23 protein-coding genes are annotated in these 24,803 nt (G+C 44.5%); 6 read left to right on the top strand and 17 right to left on the bottom strand.

Annotated features, from left to right (window positions below):
* Nucleotide 1: 1 nt before the first annotated feature.
* From A8805_RS10065 to A8805_RS23120, 5 genes are all read right to left on the bottom strand, one after another.
* Complete coding sequence (locus tag A8805_RS10065) at nt 2-895, bottom strand: hypothetical protein (protein WP_109710693.1); 894 nt, start codon at nt 893-895, stop codon at nt 2-4.
* Nucleotides 896-910: 15 nt separating this feature from the next.
* Entirely contained in the window at nt 911-3,025 is a 2,115-nt protein-coding gene (locus tag A8805_RS10070; protein WP_181392797.1) for an NAD-dependent epimerase/dehydratase family protein, read from the bottom strand.
* Nucleotides 3,026-3,265: 240 nt separating this feature from the next.
* Nucleotides 3,266-4,558, bottom strand: coding sequence for a UDP-N-acetylglucosamine 1-carboxyvinyltransferase (locus A8805_RS10075; RefSeq protein ID WP_109710697.1), 1,293 nt, complete (start codon nt 4,556-4,558; stop codon nt 3,266-3,268).
* Nucleotides 4,559-4,704: 146 nt separating this feature from the next.
* A complete protein-coding gene (locus A8805_RS10080) occupies nt 4,705-5,214 on the bottom strand; it encodes a shikimate kinase (protein WP_109710699.1) in 510 nt (169 codons plus the stop codon).
* Between the two features lie 58 nt (nt 5,215-5,272).
* Complete coding sequence (locus A8805_RS23120) at nt 5,273-5,854, bottom strand: hypothetical protein (RefSeq protein ID WP_109710701.1); 582 nt, start codon at nt 5,852-5,854, stop codon at nt 5,273-5,275.
* Between the two features lie 186 nt (nt 5,855-6,040).
* On the opposite strand from A8805_RS23120, the gene A8805_RS10090 reads away from it, so the two are divergent.
* The 6 genes from A8805_RS10090 (at nt 6,041) to A8805_RS10115 (ending at nt 13,145) form a co-directional block, all read left to right on the top strand.
* A complete protein-coding gene (locus A8805_RS10090; RefSeq protein ID WP_109710702.1) occupies nt 6,041-6,670 on the top strand; it encodes a TetR/AcrR family transcriptional regulator in 630 nt (209 codons plus the stop codon).
* 111 nt (nt 6,671-6,781) lie between these two features.
* Nucleotides 6,782-8,527 (top strand): ABC transporter ATP-binding protein, encoded by a 1,746-nt coding sequence (locus A8805_RS10095; protein ID WP_330405913.1) that lies wholly within the window; start codon nt 6,782-6,784, stop codon nt 8,525-8,527.
* Nucleotides 8,528-8,541: 14 nt separating this feature from the next.
* Nucleotides 8,542-10,281, top strand: coding sequence for an ABC transporter ATP-binding protein (locus A8805_RS10100; RefSeq protein ID WP_109710705.1), 1,740 nt, complete (start codon nt 8,542-8,544; stop codon nt 10,279-10,281).
* A gap of 62 nt (nt 10,282-10,343) precedes the next feature.
* The gene (locus A8805_RS10105; RefSeq protein WP_109710707.1) at nt 10,344-10,928 is read left to right on the top strand and encodes an MptD family putative ECF transporter S component; all 585 of its coding nucleotides are present in this window, start codon (nt 10,344-10,346) and stop codon (nt 10,926-10,928) included.
* Nucleotides 10,928-11,641 (top strand): energy-coupling factor transporter transmembrane component T, encoded by a 714-nt coding sequence (locus A8805_RS10110; protein WP_109710709.1) that lies wholly within the window; start codon nt 10,928-10,930, stop codon nt 11,639-11,641. The genes A8805_RS10105 and A8805_RS10110 overlap by 1 nt, the downstream gene beginning before the upstream one ends.
* A 13-nt stretch (nt 11,642-11,654) precedes the next feature.
* On the top strand, nt 11,655-13,145 hold the full coding sequence (locus A8805_RS10115; protein ID WP_109710711.1) for an ABC transporter ATP-binding protein: 1,491 nt from the start codon (nt 11,655-11,657) through the stop codon (nt 13,143-13,145).
* 116 nt (nt 13,146-13,261) lie between these two features.
* On the opposite strand, the gene A8805_RS10120 is transcribed toward A8805_RS10115, so the two are convergent.
* The 12 genes from A8805_RS10120 to A8805_RS10175 form a co-directional block, all read right to left on the bottom strand.
* A complete protein-coding gene (locus tag A8805_RS10120; RefSeq protein WP_109710713.1) occupies nt 13,262-13,921 on the bottom strand; it encodes a V-type ATP synthase subunit D in 660 nt (219 codons plus the stop codon).
* Between the two features lie 164 nt (nt 13,922-14,085).
* Nucleotides 14,086-15,462 carry a V-type ATP synthase subunit B gene (locus A8805_RS10125; RefSeq protein WP_109710715.1) on the bottom strand — a complete coding sequence of 459 codons (1,377 nt, stop codon included), beginning with the start codon at nt 15,460-15,462 and terminating at the stop codon, nt 14,086-14,088.
* Entirely contained in the window at nt 15,463-17,229 is a 1,767-nt protein-coding gene (locus tag A8805_RS10130) for a V-type ATP synthase subunit A (protein WP_109710717.1), read from the bottom strand.
* A gap of 259 nt (nt 17,230-17,488) precedes the next feature.
* Nucleotides 17,489-17,809 (bottom strand): V-type ATP synthase subunit F, encoded by a 321-nt coding sequence (locus A8805_RS10135; protein ID WP_109710719.1) that lies wholly within the window; start codon nt 17,807-17,809, stop codon nt 17,489-17,491.
* The gene (locus A8805_RS10140) at nt 17,802-18,773 is read right to left on the bottom strand and encodes a V0D/AC39 family V-type ATPase subunit (protein ID WP_109710721.1); all 972 of its coding nucleotides are present in this window, start codon (nt 18,771-18,773) and stop codon (nt 17,802-17,804) included. Before A8805_RS10140 ends, A8805_RS10135 begins: the two co-directional genes overlap by 8 nt.
* Before the next feature lie 56 nt (nt 18,774-18,829).
* Nucleotides 18,830-19,420, bottom strand: a complete 591-nt coding sequence (locus A8805_RS10145; protein WP_109710723.1) for a V-type ATP synthase subunit E — start codon at nt 19,418-19,420, stop codon at nt 18,830-18,832.
* Nucleotides 19,421-19,488: 68 nt separating this feature from the next.
* Complete coding sequence (locus tag A8805_RS10150; protein WP_109710725.1) at nt 19,489-19,965, bottom strand: V-type ATP synthase subunit K; 477 nt, start codon at nt 19,963-19,965, stop codon at nt 19,489-19,491.
* Nucleotides 19,962-21,980, bottom strand: coding sequence for a V-type ATP synthase subunit I (locus A8805_RS10155; RefSeq protein WP_109710727.1), 2,019 nt, complete (start codon nt 21,978-21,980; stop codon nt 19,962-19,964). Before A8805_RS10155 ends, A8805_RS10150 begins: the two co-directional genes overlap by 4 nt.
* 28 nt (nt 21,981-22,008) lie before the next feature.
* The gene (locus A8805_RS10160) at nt 22,009-22,317 is read right to left on the bottom strand and encodes an ATPase (protein ID WP_109710729.1); all 309 of its coding nucleotides are present in this window, start codon (nt 22,315-22,317) and stop codon (nt 22,009-22,011) included.
* 315 nt (nt 22,318-22,632) lie between these two features.
* The gene (locus A8805_RS10165; protein WP_109710731.1) at nt 22,633-23,133 is read right to left on the bottom strand and encodes a tRNA (cytidine(34)-2'-O)-methyltransferase; all 501 of its coding nucleotides are present in this window, start codon (nt 23,131-23,133) and stop codon (nt 22,633-22,635) included.
* A gap of 5 nt (nt 23,134-23,138) precedes the next feature.
* Nucleotides 23,139-24,308, bottom strand: coding sequence for an aminotransferase class I/II-fold pyridoxal phosphate-dependent enzyme (locus A8805_RS10170; protein ID WP_109710733.1), 1,170 nt, complete (start codon nt 24,306-24,308; stop codon nt 23,139-23,141).
* Complete coding sequence (locus A8805_RS10175; protein WP_109710735.1) at nt 24,308-24,799, bottom strand: Lrp/AsnC family transcriptional regulator; 492 nt, start codon at nt 24,797-24,799, stop codon at nt 24,308-24,310. Before A8805_RS10175 ends, A8805_RS10170 begins: the two co-directional genes overlap by 1 nt.
* Nucleotides 24,800-24,803 lie beyond the last annotated feature (4 nt).

Raw genomic sequence — 24,803 nt, forward strand, 5'->3', positions numbered from 1 at the left:
ATCACCGTCTCCTTTCCTCCCAGTACCTTAACGTCTTTAATCCTTCAGCTGTCAGTGACACTGATGATGACTTCAATTCATCCAAACACTGATAAAACTTTTCTTTGTTCTTTCGAAAATAGTACATATCCAACATCTCAAAGTAGACGTTTTCATCTTTCTGGGTTTCTTCCAGCTTCTCATAAGTCTCTTCGGCCTGTGCATAATTCCCGCTGCCGGCAAGATAAGAAAGATAGCAAGCCCATTCTGGTGCATCTATCTGAGCTTTCAATTCCTGATTAGCTGTCTCTAAAATCTCACAATATCTTTTTTTATAAATCCCAGCTTCCTTCTCCGCCAAAAGATCACTTTGAATATATTCATTAAGCACCTTCAGCATATCGTCAAAAACATCTTCCCGCTCCGGATATTCTGCGAATTTATCTATCTTCTCTTTCATCCGTTCATGCATGTAGCGGTATGCCTCCATCTTGGCTGCTGCTACATAATGAGCCGATTCAGAATCTGCATCCTGGGCTGCCGGAAGTACCACCTTGTAATTCTTATAGATATCCTTTTTTAGCTGCTCCTGAAGCAATAAGCGCTTTTCCAGATTAGTACTGGCCGCCATAGCATCTTCCACTGGTATGATATTAAGTTCTTTTGCTACCTGAGGCTTTTGCACACCTTTTTCTATTTCCAGACGCCTGATTAAAGATTCTCTGTCGTACTTACCGGTACCAACGATACGGGCAATCCAGGCCGGAAGATAATAAACAATATATCCCAATACCGGCAGAATCAGAAAAAACAAAGCCATCCATGCTTTTTTCTGCCTGTGGGCAAGGTGCCATATAAAAAACAGAATAGCACTGATTAAATTTATGAATAATATAATTAAAATTAAAGTATCCATACCTTTTTCCCCTATCTAATATTCATCTATCAATTGTGCCGGCACGCCCTGCTCCTCAAACCGCTTTATTACAAACCGTGCATCTTTTGCTGATGCATTATTCAGTAATACATACAGAATTCCCTGTTCATTGATACCCACATAGTCAACTTCTCTCAGTAATTTTTTTACTATAGGATATGCCTTATCTGTAGGAAGACCTACCCGTAAAATGCTGTAAGGTGCCAGGTTTTTCTGTGACTTTTCATCAGCAATTTCAATCATCTTTTTGAATTCCTCAGTATTAAGTATATTTGTATTATCTATATAACGGGAATCCTGAACTACATTTTCAAACTCCAATGCTCTATTCATGGCTTCTGCAATCATACTATCCAAGGTTCTGAGTATATTCATGTGATAAAGCGTCATTCGTTCCATAGAAAGCTTCTTAACCACAATCAATGCAATACATTCCTCTTTATTTCGTATAGCTGCTACAACTGCCGGTTCTCCATTCCAAACATCTCCTTCATAAATGTCATTGCTCTTCAGAGCTTCCTGAATCTTTGGATATTGGGCCAAATTCCATGAATTTCCACCCATGGTGGATTCCTGATTCATAGATGCTGCAAGCCTGAGATAGGAACTCTTTTGACTTACTTTATATACCGCCACCGTATCTGTATTCAAAAGTTCACCTACAACTTGAATAACCTGCATTAAAATCCTCTCAGGTTCTAATACATTCAAACTGCTCAGCATAGAGTACAGCCTGGGCAATCCTGTCTTAGATTCTAAAATCCGTTTTTCATATTCATTTTTAATAAATACATTATCTTTGTTAATTTCTTTTAATTCTTCATATTCAGCTTTCATAAACTGCAGGTCCTGTGTGCGGATTCTAAGCTCTTCTTTAATGAAATCCACCACATATGCCACAACAACTCCAAAGAAGATAAATTCGACTATCATCAATATGTATTGCACATAAGATGCAAAATTAGTAATTTCCCTTAAGTTTACCTTTTGATAACTGAGATATGCCACACTAGATAATATAACAGCCAATGCGCTCTGTTTAATACCGAAGAACAAAGAAATCAGGAGAATATAAATTAAAAACCAATCTATTTTGGAAAATAGTGCATGTTCACTGGTAAAGTGGAACATTAGCAAAAACACACCAAATACTATGAAATTCTCAATCGTCCTGCGTACTTCTGATACTTTGTTTTCTTTTCTCCTACGCTTTTGTTCCTTTACTTCTCTGGCTGTAAACTGTATATCATTCGAGTTAAGCATGTTATCCAGACGCCAGAAATCTGTCCATTCCTGCTGGCTCTTAAGCTTTTTATTCTCTGCTCTCAAACCTTCATCAGCTTCCTGTTCTACTATAATATCCCTTTCAAGTCCCTGGGAACGGGCAAGCCTTTCATAAATCTCAGATTTTTTAAATGCATATGAACTGCATAAATGATATACTGCATTAACCTTTGTATCGAGAACCCGTTTTAACGCCTCTGCTACGTCTGCAATATAGAGCGGCTGCAGAAACTTATCCTTTTTTACAACAATGTGTTCCTGTTCCCTCACTTCTTCTGCCATGCATCCCAGAAATTCTCCCGAGCCAATTATATGCTTATTTGAGAAAACATCAGCACACCGGAGAATGGTACAACACATCGAATATTTGACCCGGTACATCTCGACCATAACTTCTCCCTGAGCATGATAGAATCCTCTTTTTGTCCGGGGGGACAATCCGCAGGCTCCTGAGTCATCATCGGCTGCCTGATTACCATAAACATCCAAAGATGAAAAATATACAAATTGTCCTACTTCAAATTTAGCACTTGACTCTAAAACAGTAGATAACAGAGAATAATAATCTCCCTTTCCTTGATTCCAGTCCTTATCTATGTAGGTCAACCCGGTAAACACTGCCACATCCGGGTTAGCAGATGCAAAAATATCATCTATAATTTTAGGATTATCTGAAATCTTAAAAAACTTGTGCTGATAGGCCCTTCTTCCCTCTGTTTTAATATCTTCATCAGACATTAAAAACAACTCATGCTCTTCCTTTGCCAGCTTTTCCATAATACCAGCCGCAAGGTAATCGCCACTTCCTATATATAAAATCTTCATGGTCCCTCCTCCTTCCCATTCGCTCTCATATTCGAATTTGTTTAAATTGATTAGCATTTAACACTATTCTGTCTATTTATATTATATATTATAATATATAGATAATTTATTATAAAATCCGTATATTGAATTGTCAATACATTTCTTTATAAGACTTTTTAAAAGAATCAGATTTCTTAATAAAAAAACGGTTGTTAAACTAGGATTCTAGTTTAACAACCGTTTTTAATTTTAAGAACTTCAACCGACCTTCAGCTTAAATTTCTGTATCTCCTTTTCACTGGACACCTTTTCAATCATGCCGCCCAAAGAACGGAGTTTATCCTCAAATCTCTCATATCCTCTCTGGATATAAACAATATCATCAATAATGGTGATTCCGTCTGTTGCCAGCCCGGCAATACAAAGAGCTGCGCCTGCACGTAAATCAGGGGCACTTACTCTTGCGCCCGATAATTTCTCTACACCTTCGATTGTTGCGGAATTTCCCTCTACTTTAATCACCGCACCCATTCTTGCCAGCTCATCTAAGTATTTAAAACGATTTTCAAAAATACTTTCTGTAATCGTACTTGTTCCTTTCGCCAGTGCCAGAGTCACTCCTATCTGCGGCTGCATGTCTGTGGGATATCCGGGATAAGGCAGTGTCTTAACCTGGGTGGAACTCAGCCTGCCTTTTGCCACTACGCGCACTGCATCATCAAATTCCTCTACCTCACATCCAATATCTACCAGTTTGGAAATGGTCGCATCCAAGTGCTTTGGTATGACATTTAATACCGTTACGTCTCCTCTTGTCGCTGCTGCTGCAAACATAAAAGTTCCTGCCTCAATCTGGTCAGGAATGATGGAATATTCCGTCTTATGAAGAGATTTTACCCCGCGGATTTTGATAACATCGGTTCCGGCGCCTTTGATGTTTGCACCCATACTGTTCAGGAAATTAGCCATGTCAACTACATGAGGCTCTTTTGCCACATTTTCCATAATTGTCAAACCTTCTGCCATAGCCGCAGCCATCATGACATTAATGGTAGCCCCCACTGTGACCACGTCAAAATAGAGATGCGTTCCCTTGAGCACCTCAGCCTCCGCCACAATCTTGCCATGTTCAATGTCTACATCGGCTCCAAGAGCACGAAATCCTTTTAAATGCTGGTCAATCGGCCGGCTGCCGATATTGCATCCGCCCGGAAGGGCCACCTCTGATTTTTTATATTTCCCAAGAAGAGCTCCTAACAGATAATAAGACGCTCTAATTTTTTTAATATAATCATATTCTATACTAAAATCACCAACTGTGCTTCCGTTAATCTTTACTGTATGCCTGTCAATTCTCTGCACCATGGCACCAATTCCGGCTATGGCTTCCAACATCACATTGATATCATTCACATCCGGCAGATTGTCAATCAGGACAGTCTCGTCCGTCATAATCGCTGCTGCCAGAATAGCAAGCGCGGCATTCTTCGCTCCGCCTATCTCAACTTCCCCTACAAGCGGACTGCCGCCTTTAATAATATATTGCTCCATATTGCACCTCGATTATCCGATATTATTATCGTATCCCTTATTATTCCCCTGTTACATCCTCAAGTCTAATTTTCAATATGCTAAGACATTATACCATAAAACTAGCATTTGTAAAATCATTTTTTCACATGCCATGGTAAACCCGCTTATTTGTTATATTTCCTGACTGCCGACAGAACATTCTCGATTGTCTGTTCAATCTCACAGCCGTCTTCACAAACGGTTATATCCGCATACTTCTCGAAAAGCTTTACTCTCTCATTATACAGGTCACGGAATGACTGCCCTTCTTTCAAGACAACCCCCCGCTTCTTGGGACTTCGAATCCGCTTTTTTATTGTTTGGTAAGAGGCCTTTAAATATACAACTGTTCCGATTTCTTTAAAATGCTTCATTGCTTCTTCACAGTAAACAATACTTCCGCCAGGTGAAATCACTGCATTTTCCGCATCAACCTCCTGGTTCACCTGATTTTCTATTTTCAAAAAACCTTCTTCTCCAACATCCGCAATAATCTCTCGCAGATGCCGCTTCTCCTGTTTCTGAATCAGCAGGTCCGTATCAATAAACTGCATCCCAAGCTGCTTCGCGACGACAACGCCTACCGTACTTTTTCCTACTGCAGGCATGCCTATAAAAATAAGATTACTTTTCATATGTATATCCACCCTTTTATCTTAACTCATAGTGTGTATTATATCATACTTTTTTAAATTAGTAAAATCTGCGCCTGCAGCGGCGGTTATCACATCTGCGTTTGAACAGTTCCTGATACAGCATTACATCAATCAGTTCGCGCAGCCAATCTGGATTTTGGTTTCTTCTCGGCTTCCTGTTATGAGGGCGCTTTTCAGGCCTGAAACGCTCCTGTCCCCACAACGGGCGGTTTGTGGAGTGCTGGGGATAGTTTGTAGCCTGCAGCGGACGATCCGGCACCTGGGGTGGACAATTTGAAGCCTGCATTGCCTGCTGCTCCTCTGAGTTCTCTTCTGCCGCAGCCTCTTCCTCCATCTCATATTCTTCCAGCAGTCCGAAGAAAAGTCTTTTATCTTTCTGCACACTCTCATAAACCCTGCTGCTCAGAATTCTAAGCTGGAGCTTATCCGGATACTCATCGTACATCATACTGTTGTCGTACTCCATCCTGTCACATTCCCCTTCCACATGCGGCAGGATTTTCTTTGCTACATCTGAATATAGACTCTTCATATACTCAAAATCTCTGCGTTCAAGCTTCTCATCATCATACGCGAGCGGCATAGGATATGCCATGTAATACGGCAATTTTGGGTTCATAATTCACACTTCCATTTCAAGACATTATATGGTTAATATATGCAAAGGGGGGATAATCGTTAATAATCGCAGTATCCTGATGTAATTTTAGAACAAATAAACATTCACTCTCTTGACAAACAGAAATCCATATGTTACCATAAACACCGTTAGCTAACAGTGTTTACAAACAGGAGTGATGAAATAATGCCAAGGGATAAAAGCCTGACGCTGGAAAAAATAATTCCGTGCGCCAAAAAGGAATTTTTAGATAAGGGGTTTGAACGCGCTTCTCTCCGAACGATTGCTGCTGATGCCGGCATGTCCGCGGCAGGATTATATCGTCATTTTGAAAGTAAGGAAGCAATGTTCGATGCACTGGTTGCTCCTCTCGTGGATACATATTTCCGCAACTATGAGGAATCCATGCAGCGCAACTATGCGCTTCTGGATACGGAAGAAATCAAAAAATTCTGGGTAATCTCCGAGGAGGAAGGCCTGCAGTATGTAAACTTTATCTACGACCATTTTGAGGAATTCAAGCTCCTGCTAACCCGTTCAGATGGTACAAAGTACCAGAACTTTGTTCACCAGGTCTCTGAGATGGAAGTCAAGGAAATGACCCGACTTATGGACGAACTGAGGAACAGAGGTTTTTCAGTGAAAGATATTTCCCAGGATGAGCTTCATATGCTCATAAGCGGCTATGTAACTTCTATATTTGAAGTAGTCATTCATGACTATCCACGTGAAAAAGCCATTACACATGTTAAAACGCTGATGAGTTTTTTATATCCTGGCTGGATAAAGGCATTCGGTATGGAAGGCATTGTTTAAAACTGAACTAATAAGATAAAACTTCGGGGATTCGTCCCTGAATTTTTGTATTTTATGAGTTAGTTAACGCTAACCAAAATTGTTCGCTAAAAAGAAAAGGGGTAAGCACATTTGGAAAAAGAAAAAAAGAAAAAACCATTGAAAAGGCTCATGGATTTTGCATCGTACCATAAGGGAAAATATGCTGCCTCGGTGCTTCTCGCAGTTATTGGTGTTTCCGGGGGACTGGTCCCCTATGCAGGCGTGTCCCAGATTATCATCAACCTGCTGGCAGAGACAAGAAAGGATGTGGGATTTTATTTAATGTGGTGTGGCATTTCAGGCGTTGGCCTTATCATCAAAACACTTTGCATGAACTGGTCGACTGCCCTGTCCCACGAGGCAACATTTTCAGTTATCGCGGAAGTACGTACCAAACTGGTCCGGAAACTGGCCCGCGTCCCCATGGGGTGCGTACTTGAAACGCCATCCGGCCAATTCAAGAACATCATTGTGGAAAAGGCAGACAGTCTGGAGACGCCACTGGCACATGTGCTGCCGGAAATGACCTCCAATCTTTTGATTCCGCTGGGTATTATCGTGTACATGTTTATTTTGGACTGGCGTATGGCGTTAGTCTCGCTTATCACACTTCCAATTGGGTTTATCTTCTACGTGATGATGATGAGAGATTACCGCGAAAAGTACGATAGCGTTATGAGGGCAGGCAAGCACATGAGCGGAACCATGGTGGAATACATAAACGGTATTGAAGTCATCAAAGCCTTTAATCAGTCTGCAAATTCTTATGCGAAGTTCACAGATTCAGTAAAAACTAATGTGAACGTAGTTTTGGACTGGATTCGCTCCACACAAGTATATTCTGCCATTTCCCAGGGAGTCTGGCCGGCTGTGCTGCTGGGAGTACTGCCTGTCGGGTGCCTGTTTTACATAAACGGCTCATTGGGGGGCGGGGAATTTATCACAATTACAATCCTTTCTCTTGGCATCTCCGCGCCAATTCTATCCGCCATGATTTATACGGATGATATCGCAAAAATTGGTGCTGTTGTAGCAGAAGTGGGACAGGTGCTGGATTTGCCGGAACTAAACCGGCCGAAGGAAAACAAAAAGTTTGAGAACCGGAATATTGTTCTTGAACATATCGGATTTTCCTACGGGAAAGAAGAGATACTATCGGACGTGAATCTGGAAATCAAGGAGGGTTCCATTACAGCCTTTGTCGGGCCATCCGGGGGAGGAAAATCCACCATTGCAAAACTCATCGCCTCTTTCTGGGATGTAAACAAAGGGCGCATTACTCTGGGCGGCATAGATGTCCGTGATATACCACTGGAACAGATTATGAACGAGATTTCCTATGTGTCCCAGGATAACTACTTATTTAACGATACCATCCGCAACAATATCCGAATGGGAAAACCAGGCGCCTCGGACGAGGAGGTCGAAGCTGCTGCGAAAGCGTCCGGATGTCAAGACTTTATTATGAAGCTGGAACACGGCTACGAGACCATTGCCGGTGGGGCCGGAGGCCACCTTTCTGGTGGAGAGCGGCAGCGAATTGCGATTGCCCGGTCCATGCTCAAGGACGCAAACATTATTATTTTTGATGAGGCAACCGCCTACACCGACCCGGAAAATGAAGCTGTAATCCAGGAGGCCGTATCCAGGCTCATTCTCGGAAAAACGCTGATAGTCATTGCCCACCGGCTGTCCACCATCACCGATTCTGATAAAATTGTAGTCATTGAAAACGGCAGGGTTCTGGCGGAGGGAACCCATAACGTGCTTCTGGAGGAATGTAAACTGTACCACCGTATGTTTACAGCACACATGGAAGCGGCCGACGCATCTTGAGGGGAGGAATATCTTTGATTGACATCTTGAAAAAGTTCTTCCGGTTCGCGGACAGCCAGAAGTCAAAATGGGTGAAAAGCATTGTCCTTACCCTGTTCAAGTCCGTTTTTGCATCTATTGAGCTTCTTGCCATTGCCATTGTACTGCGTGGGGTTGCAACGGATTCCGTGACCCACACAACAGCGCTGGCAGCTCTGGGAATCATGCTGGTAAGTGTCGTTGGCACCATTGTAATGCGGCATTTGGCCCAAAGCAGCCAGTCTTCCGGATGCTATATCATGAGCGGGGATAAGCGCATACATATTGGTGACCGCCTGAAGCTTATGCCTATGGGGTATTTTAACAGCCGCAGTCTGGGCAACATTACTGCTGCGGCGACCTCTACTATGGAGGATATTGAAAACACCGCACCCCGTATTATCGTTAACTATCTCAACGGTCTAATCCACGGATTTGTCATGACCCTTGCACTGACCATTTTTGAGTGGCGGATTGGGCTGATTGCAATTACTGGGCTGGTATTGTTTTTGCTCATTAATATATTGCTTCACAAGCGCGCACACAAGGCATCACAGATCAGGCAGGAGGCCCAGGCCGAGCTGGTGGATGCGGTACTGGAATACATACAGGGTATGAGTGTTGTAAAATCCTTCGGAATCGAAGCATCGGCGGGACAGAAAATCCGCCGGGCAATCGCCGACAGCGAGCGCATGAACATTGGTCTCGAAAAAAAGACCATCCCTTTTATGACTGTGCAGCAGCTTGTCCTGCGCGTTATCAGCACAATTATAATCACTCTGTCGGTAGTACTGTATCTTTATGGGGTCATGGATCTTTCCATCTGCCTGCTGATGCTTCTCTCCGGCTTCATTGTGTTCAGTGAGCTGGAAAGCGGCGGCAGTATGTCAGCTTTCCTGCGTCTGATTGACGCCTCCATTGACCGGGTAAATGAAATACAGAAAACACCTGTCATGGACCTTGAAGGAACGCAGCACCCCCCTGGAAGTATGGATATTGTTTTCAATGATGTATCCTTCTCCTATGGCGAAAAAATCATTATCAACCATGTCAGCCTTAAGATACCTGCAAAAACCACCACAGCCATTGTCGGGCCATCCGGCAGCGGAAAGACCACGCTGTGCAGCTTGATCGCCCGTTTCTGGGATGTGGACCAAGGCAGTATTACCCTGGGCGGTACAGATGTCCGGCAATACAAGCTGGACGGCCTCCTGCAAAATATCAGTATGGTCTTTCAGCAGGTATATTTGTTCAATGATACCATCGCCAATAATATCCGGCTGGGAAAGCCTGAGGCGACCCCGGAAGAAGTCAGAGAAGCCGCAAAAAAAGCCTGCTGCCATGATTTTATAAGCCTGCTGCCCAAAGGCTATGACACGGTCATCGGCGAAGGCGGTGCTACGCTTTCTGGCGGGGAAAAGCAGCGCATCTCCATTGCACGTGCACTTTTGAAGGATGCACCCATCATTATATTTGATGAGGCAACTGCCAATGTAGATCCTGAAAACGAGAATGCTCTGCAGCAGGCAATCGGGTCCCTGACCAGAGACAAGACTGTTATTATGATTGCGCACCGTCTCAAAACAGTACGAAATGCCGACCAGATCATCGTGCTGGATGCAGGGAAAATCGTGCAAACAGGTACACACGATAAGTTGTTCGCAGAAAAGGGGCTCTACGCAGACTTTATTCATGTCCGCGAAAAGGCCGTGGGCTGGAAAATCGCCAGCGAATAAAGCTGTGCATAATCGGGCTTATGGCTGAACTGTTACTAATTTTTAGATTGGAGGTTATTGAAATGAGTAAGAAAAAACTGGATGTCAAGGATTTGATTAATGTAGGCATCTTCACTGCAATTTATTATATCTTACTGGTCGCAGCTGGCTTTTTGGGGTACATTCCCATCTTCTCAGTGCTGTTTCCGCTTGTGGTTGCGCTTCTCTGCGGGATTCCATTTGTTCTCTTTTTAACTAAGACAAAGACCTTTGGCATGATTACCATTATGGGCGTGCTTTTGGGTATTCTGACCTTTGCCTTTGGACAGGGATGGTATGCAATTGTCACCGGCCTTCTCTGCGGTCTGCTTGCCGACCTGATATGTAAGGCCGGAGAGTATAAAAACTGGAAGTATATGGTTGTGTGCTTTTGCATGTTCAGCCAATGGGTAATCGGCTCGATGCTCCCCATGTGGATTATGAAAGACAGTTATTTTGAAATGATGCGTGATATGCAGGGCGCCGCTTTCGCCGAATCTCTGGAGTCTCTGATCACGGGCTGGATGCTGATATTGCTTATCGTTCTGACGGCAGTTGCAGCCGTCATTGGAGCGTATTTAGGCAAAGCTGTGCTCAAAAGGCACTTTGTAAGGGCAGGGATTGCATAATGCCAGAGAGGTTGCTAATTAAAACAGCGGAAGGTATACAGCTTGACCCGCGAACCACGGTATACCTTCTGCTGCTCATAAATATTGTTATATTCGCTACAAATCCCAGCGGCTTCCAGCTGATAGCAAAAGGAGCACTGGCAGCCATCCCCTTTGCATTGCTGTGCAGTGCCGGGAAATGGAAACAAAGTTTTATCTACGCCGTTTTATATGTGGTGGGACAATTGGCTGAAACTTATCTTACCGCATATGCCGCCGGACTGTGGGGACTTCTGATGCGCTTTACCGCGCAGATGCTTAACAGGCTTGTTCCAATCGTCATCATGGCCTATTATTTAATCAGGACGATGGAAGTCAGCGCATTTATTGCAGCAATGGAACGGATGCATATTACACGGAAAATCGTTATCCCTCTTGCAGTTATATTTCGCTTTTTCCCAACCATTGGGGAGGAATACCACGCCATCAATGACGCCATGCGCATGCGCGGCATTGGTTTTCGGGGAAGTCCACTGGCTATGCTGGAATACCGTCTCGTTCCCCTGATGATGTCGATTGCCAGGATCGGCAACGAGCTGTCGGCTGCGGCACTTACAAGAGGTTTAAGCATCACAGGAGAGCGCACTAATATATATAAAATCGGATTTGGTGTACAGGATGCTGTGTTTGGCCTCTGGGCAACGGCGGCCGCAATCCTGTTTTTCATTCTATAAAGGGGGTATTCCCATGATTAATCTGAAAGATGTATCCTTTTCCTATGCGGGAAGTGAACGGGAGAGTGGAATAAAAAATATTAATCTGGCCGTCGGCGAAGGTGAGGTCGTACTGCTGTGCGGTGAGTCCGGCTGCGGCAAAACAACGGTGACCCGGCTGATAAATGGCCTCATCCCCCATTACTACGAGGGGCAGATGAGCGGCGAGGTTCTGATCGGTGAACAAAAAATCCATGAGCTGCCACTGAATAAGACATCCCGGCTGGTGGGTTCAGTTTTTCAAAATCCTCGTTCCCAATTCTTTAACGTCAGCACTACCAGCGAAATTGCCTTCGGCTGTGAAAACATGGCACTGACTGTTCCTGAAATTTTTGCACGGCTCGATCAAACGGTGCGTGAGTTCAATATCGAAAGCCTGATGAATCGGAGCATCTTTAAACTCTCCGGTGGCGAAAAGCAGAAAATCGCCTGTGCATCCGTTGCGGCGTCCAATCCTCCAATTCTTGTGCTGGATGAGCCATCTTCTAATCTGGACACAAATGTGGTGGAGGATTTGCGCAGGCTCATTGAAATGTGGAAAAAGAAAGGCAAAACCATCATCATCGCTGAACACCGGCTGTATTACCTTCGGGAGTTAATTGACCGGGTGATTTATATGAAAGATGGTATCATCGCCAGAGAATATACCGCTGAGACATTCCAATCTCTCTCACCGGATGTTCTCACGGAGATGGGGCTGCGCCCGCTGTCCCTTTCGGACATCGAAAAAAAGCACGGCACACTACCTGAATCAAACGAGGCTATGGCTCTTTCGGGGTTTTCTTATACTTACAAGAATGCTGCCGGGCCTACACTCAATATGAAGAATTTTTCAATCCCCAGAAACGCTGTTATTGCCATTGTCGGAAAAAACGGAGCAGGAAAATCCACTTTTGCCCGGTGTCTGTGCGGGTTGGAGAAAAAATTCGGCGGCGCAGTAGAAAAGGGAAATCAAACGCTGCGGACAAGGCAGCTGCTTAAAAAATCTTATATGGTCATGCAGGATGTAAATCATCAGCTTTTTACTGAGAGCGTATTGGATGAAGTACTGCTTAGTATGGAAAACCCAGAGGAGGCAGCAGCCGGGCAGATTCTTGACAGCCTCGATCTGCTTCCTTTGAAAGATCTGCACCCCATGTCGCTTTCCGGCGGGCAGAAGCAAAGGGTAGCCATTGCCGGAGCTGTTGCCAGTCAGCGGAACATTATTATTTTTGATGAGCCTACAAGTGGCCTCGACCTATATCACATGAAAGAGGTCGCACAAAATATAGAACTCCTGAAAACACAGGGGAAAACAGTATTTCTGATTACACATGACCTGGAGGTTGTTATGGAATGCTGTACCCATGTGTTACATTTTGAAAATGGAGAAGCAATCGGGAACTATCCCCTTAATTCTGAAGGCTGTGAAAAGCTCAAATCATTCTTTGGTCATGTACCTGCAAATAATAAAATCCTCCAATAAAGATTCTTTACAATTCACCAGCAGCTGTTTGGCTATGCGCTCAACAACTATGGTCTTTGTAAACATCCTTATTGGAGGACTGTTAATGAAAAATGCCTTTTTGTTTGTTTCTTCTCTCAGGCCTGTTCTTTATAATGATAGGTCTCTTCCAACATCATATCTTTTACCTTCATCAGACGAACCTGAGTACTTCTCTCATTTTCATCTAATTTCATGGTAATATACTTGATATTCTTCTCTGTCTCCGGAATGATGACATGCTCCAGCGCATTTACGCGCCTTCTTGTCTTTTCAATCTCTGCTGCCATAAGCTGACATGCCTTTTCGCACTCCGCAAGCCTTATCATATCCGGCAGGACATCTGCCAGAGACTTAACGGCTCCATCCAGATCACTGGAAGTAAACGCAAAACCGTAGGAATAGATATCGTTCTCGTCTGCAGTCCTAGTTTCATAATCGAAAGCCGGTATATTTACACTCATAACATTCTTCTTGCCGGCAGACAAGTTGACTTCCTGTTTTGGCGCCATAAGGGCAGTATTAAGTGCTGCCTCCGACATGCCTGCTTTGGCAATGACAAAGTTCTTATTGGCAGAAAGAATCCCTGCCTCTACCCTTAGACGTACTTCCATGTTTTCCCGGACCAGATCCAGATACTGGCGCATCAGCTCATCACGTTTGTCTTTCAGCAGCTTATGGCCGCGGATTGCTGTGATGCGTTTCTTTTTCAGCCGGGTCAGTTCCATACGGGTGGGGTTTACCTGTGTTGATGCCAAATATCATCACCTCCCTGCTTATGCTTCTTAGGTTCGGTCTTTTCGAACCTTAGCAGCAAAGTACAACCTGCTGGCTTAGTGAGGTCCTTTCGAACTTAGCAGCATGGTTGTTTCCTCGCTTATGCTTCTTAGGTCCGGTCCTTTCGAACCTTAGCTTCTTAGATTCAGTCTTTCTTTCCGTAGTATATATCCAGGAACTTGTCGTCAATACGTTTCAGTTCCGCTCTTGGCAGCATGGAGAGTAATTTCCATCCAATATCCAGTGTTTCTTGTATACTACGGTCTGAGGTATACCCCTGAGACACATATTCTGCCTCAAATGCATCTGCAAATTTCGCATACAGCAAGTCAATCTCTGTCAATGCTGCTTCTCCAAGAATCACCATCAGTTCCTTCGCATCTTTCCCCCGCGCATATGCCGCGAATAGCTGGTTCATGGTGTTAGAATGATCCTCACGGGTCTTTCCTGCACCGATACCTTTATCCTTAAGACGCGACAGGGACGGAAGCACATCAATAGGAGGAGTAACTCCCTTCCGGTATAAATCACGGCTCAGAATAATCTGTCCCTCTGTAATATATCCCGTCAAATCAGGAATCGGATGCGTCTTATCATCCTCAGGCATACTCAGGATTGGTATCATAGTGATACTTCCCGCCTTGCCCCTCTGGCGTCCGGCTCTCTCATACAGTGAAGCAAGATCCGTGTACATATAGCCCGGATAGCCACGGCGTCCCGGAACTTCTTTTCGGGCTGCGGAAACCTCACGCAGTGCATCCGCATAGTTTGTAATGTCTGTCAGAATAACCAGAACGTGCATATCCTTTTCAAACGCCAGATATTCTGCTGCTGTCAAAGCCATACGGGGCGTTGCAATACGCTCAATGGCAGGGTCATTTGCCAGGTTTACAAACAGGACAGTTCTGTCGATAGCTCCTGTTTCCTTGAAACTTTCAATAAAGAAGTTAGACTCCTCAAATGTAATTCCCATTGCCGCAAACACAACGGCAAAGTTCTCACCACTGCCTAATACTTTTGCCTGTCTTGCAATTTGTGCCGCCAACTGTGCATGAGGCAGACCTGATGCAGAGAAAATAGGCAGCTTCTGTCCGCGGACCAGTGTATTCAGTCCATCGATGGCAGAAACACCTGTCTGGATAAATTCTTCCGGATAACTCCTTGCGGCCGGATTCATAGGCAGTCCATTGGTATCCATGCGTGCATCCGGCAATATTTCCGGACCCTCATCTATGGGACGTCCCAGACCGTCAAAAACGCGGCCCAGCATATCTTCAGATACACCAAGCTCCATGCTTCGGCCCAGGAAACGTACTTTACTATTGGAAAGATTCACCCCCGTTGCACTTTCAAACAACTGTACCAGAGCGTCACCACCATCAATCTCCAGTACCTTACAGCGGCGGATTTCACCGCTTGCAAGCTCTATCTCTCCCAACTCGTCATAGGAAACATTTTCAACACCGCGCACTAACATCAAAGGGCCGGCTACTTCCTGTATGGTTCTATACTCTTTTGGCATTTAGAAGTCCTCCTTCCCCAGTGTATTTGCAACCTCTACACTTAGTTCTTTCTTTACTTCTTCATACGCTTCATCCAGATTGTCTTCCAGCGTATATTTAAAACGTCCAATCTGCTCCCGGACAGGCATACTTATCAGCTTCTGCAGGGATGCACCTTCTCCCAGCGCTTCCACTGCCTGCTCGTAAAATGCCATAACCAGGTTCATCATCATATACTGTTTTTTCAATGAGGTATAGGTATCAACTTCATGGAAAGAGTTCTGATGCAGGAAATCTTCCCTGATAGAACGTGCTGCTTCCATCTTCAGCCTGTCACCCGCGGAAAGGGCATCCATACCAACCATTTTTACGATTTCTTCCAGTTCTGCCTCTTCCTGTAAAAGGCTCATCATCTTCTGGCGGTTTTCCATCCAGTCAGAAGCAACCTTTTCATTGAACCATTTCTTCATGTCGTCCAGATACAAAGAATAACTGTTCAGCCAGTTAATAGCCGGAAAATGTCTTTTATAAGCAAGTGCAGAATCCAGTCCCCAGAATACCTTTACGATACGCAGGGTAGCCTGTGATACCGGTTCGGAAATATCTCCTCCCGGAGGGGAAACCGCGCCGATTACCGACAATGCTCCTTCTCTCCCCTCTTTTCCAAGGGAAATCACCTGTCCTGCACGCTCGTAGAACTGTGCCAGACGGCTCCCCAGGTATGCAGGGTAACCTTCTTCACCAGGCATCTCTTCCAAACGTCCTGACATTTCTCTAAGAGCCTCTGCCCAGCGGGATGTGGAGTCTGCCATTAATGCAACCGAATATCCCATATCACGGAAATACTCTGCAATTGTAATACCCGTGTAGATAGATGCCTCACGGGCCGCAACAGGCATATCCGATGTATTTGCAATCAATACCGTTCTCTGCATCAGTGACTGGCCTGTTTTTGGGTCCTTCAATTCCGGAAATTCATTTAGAACGTCCGTCATTTCATTTCCACGCTCGCCGCATCCGATATAGACAACAATATCAGCCTCCGCCCACTTGGCTAACTGATGCTGTATAACCGTCTTCCCACTTCCGAAGGGGCCTGGAACTGCCGCCACGCCGCCTTTTGCAATCGGAAAGAAGGTATCGACAACCCTCTGTCCGGTTATAAGGGGCATTTTAGGAGGAAGCTTCTTTTGATACGGGCGTCCCCTGCGGACCGGCCATCTCTGCATCATTGTAAGGTTCTGGTCTCCCTGGGCCGTTTCCACAACCGCAATTGTTTCTTCTACGGTAAACTCTCCCGCCTTTATTTCTTTGATCTTGCCTTTTGTACCATATGGCACCATAATTTTCTGCTGAACAACAGGGGTTTCCTGAACTGTTCCAATGATATCCCCTGCCTCCACTTCATCTCCAACAGAGGCTGTGGGAACAAATTCCCATTTCATGTCCCTTTTTAAAGATGGAACCTCCACCCCTCGTTTCAGGTTATTCCCCGAAATCTTCATGATATCGTCCAGCGGTCTCTGGATTCCATCATAGATACTGGAAATAAGTCCCGGCCCTAACTCCACGGACATCGGCACATTCATGGACTCCACCGGTTCCCCTGGTCCCAGTCCGGATGTCTCCTCATAAACCTGTATAGAAGCCTCGTCCCCATGTATCTCTAAAATTTCACCAATCAATCTTTGGTTACTTACACGAACTACGTCAAACATGTTCGCATCACGCATTCCCTCTGCAATAACCAGAGGGCCTGCTACTTTCTTAACTATGCCTGTGCTCATTCTGATTAATCCACCTCCTGCTTACTTATGCTTCTTAGGTTCGGTCCTTTCGAACCTTAGTAGCAAAGTACATCCTGTTGACTTAGGCGGGATCCTTTCACGTCTTAGTAACATGGATGTTTCCCTGCTTATGCTTCTTAGGTTCGGTCTTTTCGAACCTTAGTAGCGAAGTACAACCTGCTGGCTTAGTGAGGTTCTTTCGAACTTAGCAGCATGGTTGTTTCATATTTACATTTCTTAGGTTCAGTCCTTTCGAACCTTATTTTTGCGAAAACAAAATATCTGACCCGACTGCCTGTTCCACGGTCTTTTTCACATTCTCCACCCCTGCTCCAGTATTACCGGACACTCCCGGTATCTGGATAATTGCGGGCAATGTGTGCTCCTTATACTCTTCAATTACATCAGCCAGCTCTGCAGCAAATGCTTCTGTAATATAGATAATTCCATACTTTCCCCGGGCAAGCTGCCGCAGCTTCTGACTTGCCTCCTCACGGGTCCGGACGGGACAAATACTAAGACCCAGCGTAGCGAAGCCATAAATACTGTCGTAATCACCGATTATTGCTATCTTATACATACATCTCCCTTATCCTTTCCCGGATTGACTCCTCCGGAAAGCCATTCTGTTTCCCGGTTATAATAATCCGAACCGTCTTTATTTCACTTTCTCTGGCCAGCACATAGGCTACCAGAGGACCTACAGAAAAAGAATTGTATTTCTGCGGTCTTATTGTTTCCATCATACGATTATCACACCATCGTTCAAATGCAGATGAAGATTCCTCTAATGCTTTCGCCCCTTCGGCATAAGCCGTCCCGGAAAGGTAATCCCGGATTGCATCCATGCCTCCGGCTGCTGCCCTGGCTAACTGTTCTACATTAACGCTCTGGCACGGAGCCATTGCACGTTTCATAAAATCAACTGATTTTGCGGTTTTCTGTGAGCGCACTGCAATTTTAATATTGGCAATTGCCACAGTAGACTCAGCATAGTTTTGGATAATCTCATCTTCTGCTCTCCTGCCTGCCTCATAAATCGCATCAAGCGCCGCCCGGTCCACAATCACGTCACACAACTGTCCGTCTCTTGTGTGGAGCAGTGTATCATAAGCCTCTGCCGCCGTCTCTCCCATATTTCCCGGAAGACGTGCCCACTCCTTGTTTTTCACAATCTGAAGCATCTCCCGGCCTGGAATGGAGCAATCTTCATAGAAAATATTCTCACTTTCTACCTCGGTGCAAACCTGCTTAACCGCTGCTTTCAAATTATGATACAGCTTAGGATATGAAAGTACGTCAAACACCGACATATCCGGTGCAAGCTCCCTGATCACTTCCCAGGTCTTTTCCTCTTCTCTTTTTAACATTGCTGAAACATCCATAGATCCAGTTCCGTCTCCCCAGCCTCTTTCACTCAGAAGCTGCAGGCACTGTTCCTCATCCGGACACGCCAGCAAACGCTCAATCTCAGAATTAGAAAACAGAGAGTTCTCCAAAGCACGTATACGCGCAACCGCATAAGTATATTCTAAATCATTCAAAACAAACCCTCCTGCTGCTATACATCCTATCGACTCAGGGTTGGTTCTTTCAAACCTTAAAATAATAGCCCCTGCACCTTATCGGATAATTCATCCCTCTTGGCATCAAATAATGCTTTCACCGTACAGTTTTCTTCAATCCCGCCATAAACCAGGACAAAACCGCCCTCCATCTCCTTTGCCTCTCTGGAAAGCTCTAGGGCACCGCCCTTAGATACGGCTGTTTTTTGAATTTCCGCTTCAAACCCTGCGGGCATACGCTTCAAATCCTCTGCCGAAAAACAAATCATACCCTCCTCGGGAAGCACATATTTATCCAACATCCGGCGAATCATATCAAAGTATTCTCCTGTTTCCAGGTTCAAAATTTTATTATATGCCTTATCCAGTACGGCTGCTATCACATCCTGCTTTGCACGCAGAATTGCCTGCTTGCGCTGCATCTCACAGGAAGATTCAATCCGCTGTTTATAATTTTCAGCATCTGCCTGAGCCTTATTGGAGATTATCTCAGCTTGCGCTGCAGCCTCTGCTTCTGCCTCTTTTAAAATCTTTTCTGCTTTTGCTTTGGCCTCCGCTATTTTCTTGTCCGCTGAGTGGTTCGCCTCATCCAGAATTTGACTTTTCATTTTGTCCAATCCACTCATTTATAAACTCTCCCTTTCTTGGTAAATGCAATTTTACAACTGGTTTCCAATTACTTTTATCTTCTTGATTAAACCTGAATTGCACTGACTGCCAGGAATGAAATCAGAAGTGCAAGAATTGCATAAGTCTCAACCATTGCAGGGAAAAGCATGGCTTTACCAAACTGTTCCGGTTTTTTTGCAATAATTCCGATTGCTGCTGCGGATGTCATTCCCTGTGATTTTCCTGAAATCAATCCTACTATTCCAACCGGGAGGCATGCCGCCAGTATCAGAAGACCTGTCATCACGGAAACATCAACAGCTCCCCCGCCCAAAAGACCAATCTTAGAAAGTGCAACGAAACCGATAATCAATCCATACAATCCCTGTGTACCAGGAAGAAGCTGAAGAATCAATACTTTTGCAAATTTACTCGGGTCCTCTGATACAACTCCTGATGCAGCCTGACCTGCAATCCCTACTCCCAGTGCTGAACCTGCACCTGACAAAAACACTGCTGCTGCTGCGCCGAGAAGCGCATAAACAATTCCTAACTCGCTCATAATTCTGTTTCCTCCTTAACATCTGCATATTTTGTATTTTGTTGAAATGGATTAAATGCACGTCCGCCGCCGTCATAAAATTTTCCAAAAAATTCCACGAACTGCAGACGGTTTGTGTGTACATAAGATCCCAAAAGGTTAATTGCTAAATTAAATGTGTGACCTACTACAAAGGCAATAATAAATATAATCACACCGAGTACGCTCTTGCCGCCCATACTTCCCATCTGATTAACTACAGATGCAATTACTCCAGTGGCCAGTCCAAGTGCCAGCAGTCTGGAATAAGATAAGACATCACTGAGCCATCCACTAATGTTGTAAAGGTCATAGGCTCCAAGTGCAAGCCGCAGTGCAATATTCTTGTTCCCACGCCCCGACATCACCAGGATTCCTACTGCACCCAGGATTGCCAGCCATTTGCCAAGCGCGCTTATTGCCGGGGCAAAATTAATCGACAACTGGGCAATGGATGTGAACATATCACTCGGCAGCAGCATAATCAGCAGTCCCACCAAGAGCATAAACCACAAAACCACATCACAAAAGAAATCCATGTATTTTTTGTCTCTCAGACACATATATCCTTTGATTCCCAGACCCATAAAAAGATGAATTACACCAAACAGCATGGAATACATCAGCAGTTTCATAGGGTCATTTAACGGAACAAACCACAATGCAGGTATGCCTACCTCGTGTCCAAAAAACGTCCTTGAGATCACATTAATCGCATCACCGAAGTATCCGCTGAACATAATGCCCCAGAACAAAGTTGAAATACCACACCAGAAGAACAACTGAAGGGATTTTTTTATGTCCTTGCCCATTCTAGGGAACTTCAGTAACAGGGTCATGCATACGGCAGAGACAATCACTCCATATGCCGCATCAGAAAGCATCATACCAAACAAGAATACATAGAAAACTGACATAATCATCGTCGGATCTACCTCACCTTTGGAAGGCAGTCCAAATGCTTCCAGGATTCCCTCGGCACCAGATGAAAACTTATTATTTTTCAAGAGTACAGGTGCTTCCTCTTCGTCCTGCAAGCCTTCCACGTCTACAACACAATGATACTTACCAGCCAAAGCCTTTTGTACCTTTTCCGCTTCCCGTTCCGGCACATAGCCGCTTACCAGGAATGTGTTCTCCGACTGGGGCAATTGCCCGAGTACCTCATACTTATCTGCACGAACTCGGTAGTAATCAGATAGGTATCCCAGACCTTCCCGGTATACTGCCAGGTCCGATACTTCTTTCTCAATTTCGGCAATCCGGGACTGGATTTCCGAAATCTCCTTCTCCAGTTCTGATTTTGCAATTGCCGGGACCTTGTCTATTATATAAGATGGCCTGGCAAATCCAATGCTCCTGAGTGTTTCTTCCACTTGTTTTGCCGCTTCTTTAAGACAGAATACAATCACATAAGTCGTGTCCTGTTCTGTAGAAATAATATGAATATCTACATCCAAATCCGGCGCTTGTTCCGCCACCATACCGTATATACTGTCCAATGTGAGCATCCCGGACATCATTCCCGGAATCATGGCTACATGTACTGTACCTTCAAAATTGAGAGGTACTCCCAGGGGGAGCCAAGGTGTCAGGCTTTCAATGCTGTTCTCAATCTTAAGGATATTGGCCCTTTTTTCTGCCCTTTCCTTATCCAGCGCCCGAATTCTTCCCGCAGCTTTTAGCAGATTATCTCTGTCCTCTATCACAGAATCGTACTTACTCTTGTCTACAAGAGCTTTTCCTTCTAAAGAAGACAGCATGGATTGCTTTACCGGAGCGTACTGCTGCAGAAGGTCCAAGGCCTGGTCGGCTGAGACTGCCGCTTTCTCGAAGCTGCTTCTTACATTTGCCGTATCCATCCTGTGGAAATCTTCATCTTCCTCTAATATGTGGTTAATCTCCATGACCCCCATACTCTGCAATTTCTCCAAAATTGCTTTCCGGTCTTTCTTCAATGCGCAGATACTCATTCGCTGCATCTGCAATACCGCCATATTCTTCCCCTCCTTTCCTGCTTCTAATCTAAACTAACTGTGATACTATAATATTTACCGTTTCTTCTTCTCTTTTTGATGCAGCTTCCTTCAACGATTTAATTTCATTCTCGATATCAGACATTGCCTCCCGCTGAGATTGTTCTCCTTGTTTCTTTGCAGCCTCCAATATGGCTTCCGCCTTTTTATGAACTGCATCCCTTTGATCCGCCTTTAACCGTTTTGCCTCGCTTTCAGCATCCTCCAGTATCTTCTTACACTGTACATCCGCATCCTTCACGATAGCCCCGGCATTTGCCTCTGTTTCTCGAATTACTTGAATCGTTTTTTCTACCATACGTTAGTCACCGCCTTTCTTAACTTAAAGTATGCCCTGGTGTACTTGCTAAGCGGCATGAGTTATAGTTTACATGACATAATAGATCCTCACACCTCTGCACTCCTCCGGGGATTTTATCCTAGGGGAAACTTCATAATCCTACAGGGTAAAATTTTAACACAATCTTAGCTTATCATATATATTGGCAATAGTCTACAATAAGATATCAAATATGTACGTATATATTGTATACTTTTTAACCTTTAAGCAGCTATAATTATCTCCAGGCTCTTTATTGTATAAAAATGGAAGGGCAAAAAATGCCCTTCCCCCTTATAATTCATTCCAATTTAAATGATGCAGATGCCCTTCCAGACTCATACCTGCAAACTGGTTCTGTCTCAATGCTTCATACAGAATAACTGACACAGAATTGCCCAGATTCAGGGAGCGTATGTCCCCTACCATAGGTATCCGGACACAATTCTCTTTATGCCCCACCAGGATTTCCTCCGGTATCCCGGCACTTTCTTTTCCAAACATGATATAACAATCCGGCTCATACTGAACTTCCGTATAGACTTTTGCCGCCTTGGTCGTAGCCATATAAATCTTGGCTTCAGGATTTTTTTCCAGGAAATCCTGAAAATCAATGTAAGTTGCCACATCCAGATCAGACCAGTAATCCATCCCGGCGCGTCTTAATGCCTTTTCATTCAGCTTAAATCCCAATGGTTCAATCAGGTGAAGACGTGTATTTGTGGCTACACAAGTACGCCCGATATTTCCGGTATTCGCCGGAATTTCCGGTTCATACAGTACAATGTTCAACACTTGTCCTACCTCTCATTTCTCAGTCTCTGTATAAAGCGTCCTATACGCTCCAATGCTTCCTTCAGATTTTCCAGGGAATATGCATAAGAAATTCTTAAAAAACCTTCTCCGCACGTCCCGAACGCTGTTCCCGGAACTACAGCCACCTTCTCCTCCTGCAGCAGGCGGTTGGCAAATTCCTCTGATGTCATATTAAATTCCTGGATACTTGGAAACACGTAAAATGCTCCAAACGGCTCGAAACATTCTAATCCCATACGGGAAAATTCATGCATCAGGAAACGTCTTCTCTGATTATAGGACTTCCGCATTTCCTGTACTTCCTCATCACAGTTCTTTAACCCCTGGATGGCTGCATACTGGCTATTTGTAGGTGCACACATAATTGCAAATTGATGCAGCTTTATCATCTGCTCAATGATGGCCTCAGGTCCGCAGCAATATCCCAGGCGCCACCCCGTCATGGCAAACCCCTTGGAAAATCCATTGATAACGATTGTTCTTTCCCGCATTCCCGGCAGGCTTGCAATAGAAACATGCTCTGCGTTATAAGTCAGTTCAGAGTAAATTTCATCTGAAAGAACATACAGGTCGTGCTCCTTTATAAATTCTGCCACCGGTTCCAGCTCCTCTTTCGTCATGATAGAACCTGTTGGATTATTGGGAAACGGCATGATTAAAATTTTTGTTTTCGGGGAAGTATATCTTTCCAGCTCTTCTACAGTCAATTTGAATTCATTTTCATGCTGAAGCGGTATCACAACCGGAATTCCGTCCGCCATAACTGCACAGGGAAGATAGGACACATAGCTGGGCTGCGGTATCAGTACCTCATCTCCCGGATCCAGCATACAGCGAAGAGCCACATCTATCGCCTCGCTGCCGCCGACAGTAACCAGTGTTTCTGTACCTGGGTTATATTTTACATGTATTTTCCTATCCAGATACTTACAGATTTCTACTCTCAATTCCTGCAATCCAGCATTTGAGGTGTAAAAAGTACGTCCCTTTTCCAGGGAATAAATTCCTTCCTCCCGTATTCTCCACGGAGTATCAAAGTCAGGTTCTCCCACGCCAAGAGATATCGCATCTTTCATCTCGCTTACCAAATCAAAAAATTTTCGTATGCCGGACGGCTCTATTTCTACTATTTTTTTAGATAATGGATTTCTCATTATGGCGTCACCAATATCCTTTCTTCCTCTCTCCCGCGCACCATGATTGTCCCGTGGTCCTTATATTTCTTGAGAATAAAATAGGTTGCCGTGCCTACTACATCCTGAATGGTGGATAACCTTTCCGACACAAAATGAGACACCTCTTTTAACGTCTTTCCCTCCAGTGTTACAAGTAAATCATAGCCGCCGGATATCAGGTAAACGGAACGTACTTCATCGTAGTTGTAAATACGCTCTGCAATCCTGTCAAATCCCTGATTACGCTGGGGGGTCACTTTCACTTCAATCAGAGCAGTCACTGCCTCCACTCCGGCCTTGTCCCAATCAATCAGAGTATGGTATCCACAGATGATTTTTTTCTTCTCCATATCGGCAATTTCATTTGCTACCGTTACTTCATCCACTCCCATCAGAACTCCGAGTTCTGCAAGGTCTACCCTGCTGTTCTTTTCCAGGTATTTTAATATTTCGATCCTTAATCCATCCATCTCT

Source organism: Faecalicatena contorta (assembly GCF_003149105.1).
In the GTDB taxonomy this organism is placed as follows: domain Bacteria; phylum Bacillota; class Clostridia; order Lachnospirales; family Lachnospiraceae; genus Muricomes; species Muricomes contortus_C.

Excerpts from the sequence above, each read along its gene's own strand:
- A8805_RS10065 (WP_109710693.1), bottom strand. The coding sequence starts at position 895 with ATGGATACTTTAATTTTAATTATATTATTCATAAATTTAATCAGTGCT.
- A8805_RS10070 (WP_181392797.1), bottom strand. The coding sequence starts at position 3,025 with ATGAAGATTTTATATATAGGAAGTGGCGATTACCTTGCGGCTGGTATT.
- A8805_RS10075 (WP_109710697.1), bottom strand. The coding sequence starts at position 4,558 with ATGGAGCAATATATTATTAAAGGCGGCAGTCCGCTTGTAGGGGAAGTT.
- A8805_RS10080 (WP_109710699.1), bottom strand. The coding sequence starts at position 5,214 with ATGAAAAGTAATCTTATTTTTATAGGCATGCCTGCAGTAGGAAAAAGT.
- A8805_RS23120 (WP_109710701.1), bottom strand. The coding sequence starts at position 5,854 with ATGAACCCAAAATTGCCGTATTACATGGCATATCCTATGCCGCTCGCG.
- A8805_RS10090 (WP_109710702.1), top strand. The coding sequence starts at position 6,041 with ATGCCAAGGGATAAAAGCCTGACGCTGGAAAAAATAATTCCGTGCGCC.
- A8805_RS10105 (WP_109710707.1), top strand. The coding sequence starts at position 10,344 with ATGAGTAAGAAAAAACTGGATGTCAAGGATTTGATTAATGTAGGCATC.
- A8805_RS10110 (WP_109710709.1), top strand. The coding sequence starts at position 10,928 with ATGCCAGAGAGGTTGCTAATTAAAACAGCGGAAGGTATACAGCTTGAC.
- A8805_RS10115 (WP_109710711.1), top strand. The coding sequence starts at position 11,655 with ATGATTAATCTGAAAGATGTATCCTTTTCCTATGCGGGAAGTGAACGG.
- A8805_RS10125 (WP_109710715.1), bottom strand. The coding sequence starts at position 15,462 with ATGCCAAAAGAGTATAGAACCATACAGGAAGTAGCCGGCCCTTTGATG.
- A8805_RS10130 (WP_109710717.1), bottom strand. The coding sequence starts at position 17,229 with ATGAGCACAGGCATAGTTAAGAAAGTAGCAGGCCCTCTGGTTATTGCA.
- A8805_RS10135 (WP_109710719.1), bottom strand. The coding sequence starts at position 17,809 with ATGTATAAGATAGCAATAATCGGTGATTACGACAGTATTTATGGCTTC.
- A8805_RS10145 (WP_109710723.1), bottom strand. The coding sequence starts at position 19,420 with ATGAGTGGATTGGACAAAATGAAAAGTCAAATTCTGGATGAGGCGAAC.
- A8805_RS10150 (WP_109710725.1), bottom strand. The coding sequence starts at position 19,965 with ATGAGCGAGTTAGGAATTGTTTATGCGCTTCTCGGCGCAGCAGCAGCA.
- A8805_RS10155 (WP_109710727.1), bottom strand. The coding sequence starts at position 21,980 with ATGGCGGTATTGCAGATGCAGCGAATGAGTATCTGCGCATTGAAGAAA.
- A8805_RS10160 (WP_109710729.1), bottom strand. The coding sequence starts at position 22,317 with ATGGTAGAAAAAACGATTCAAGTAATTCGAGAAACAGAGGCAAATGCC.
- A8805_RS10170 (WP_109710733.1), bottom strand. The coding sequence starts at position 24,308 with ATGAGAAATCCATTATCTAAAAAAATAGTAGAAATAGAGCCGTCCGGC.
- A8805_RS10175 (WP_109710735.1), bottom strand. The coding sequence starts at position 24,799 with ATGGATGGATTAAGGATCGAAATATTAAAATACCTGGAAAAGAACAGC.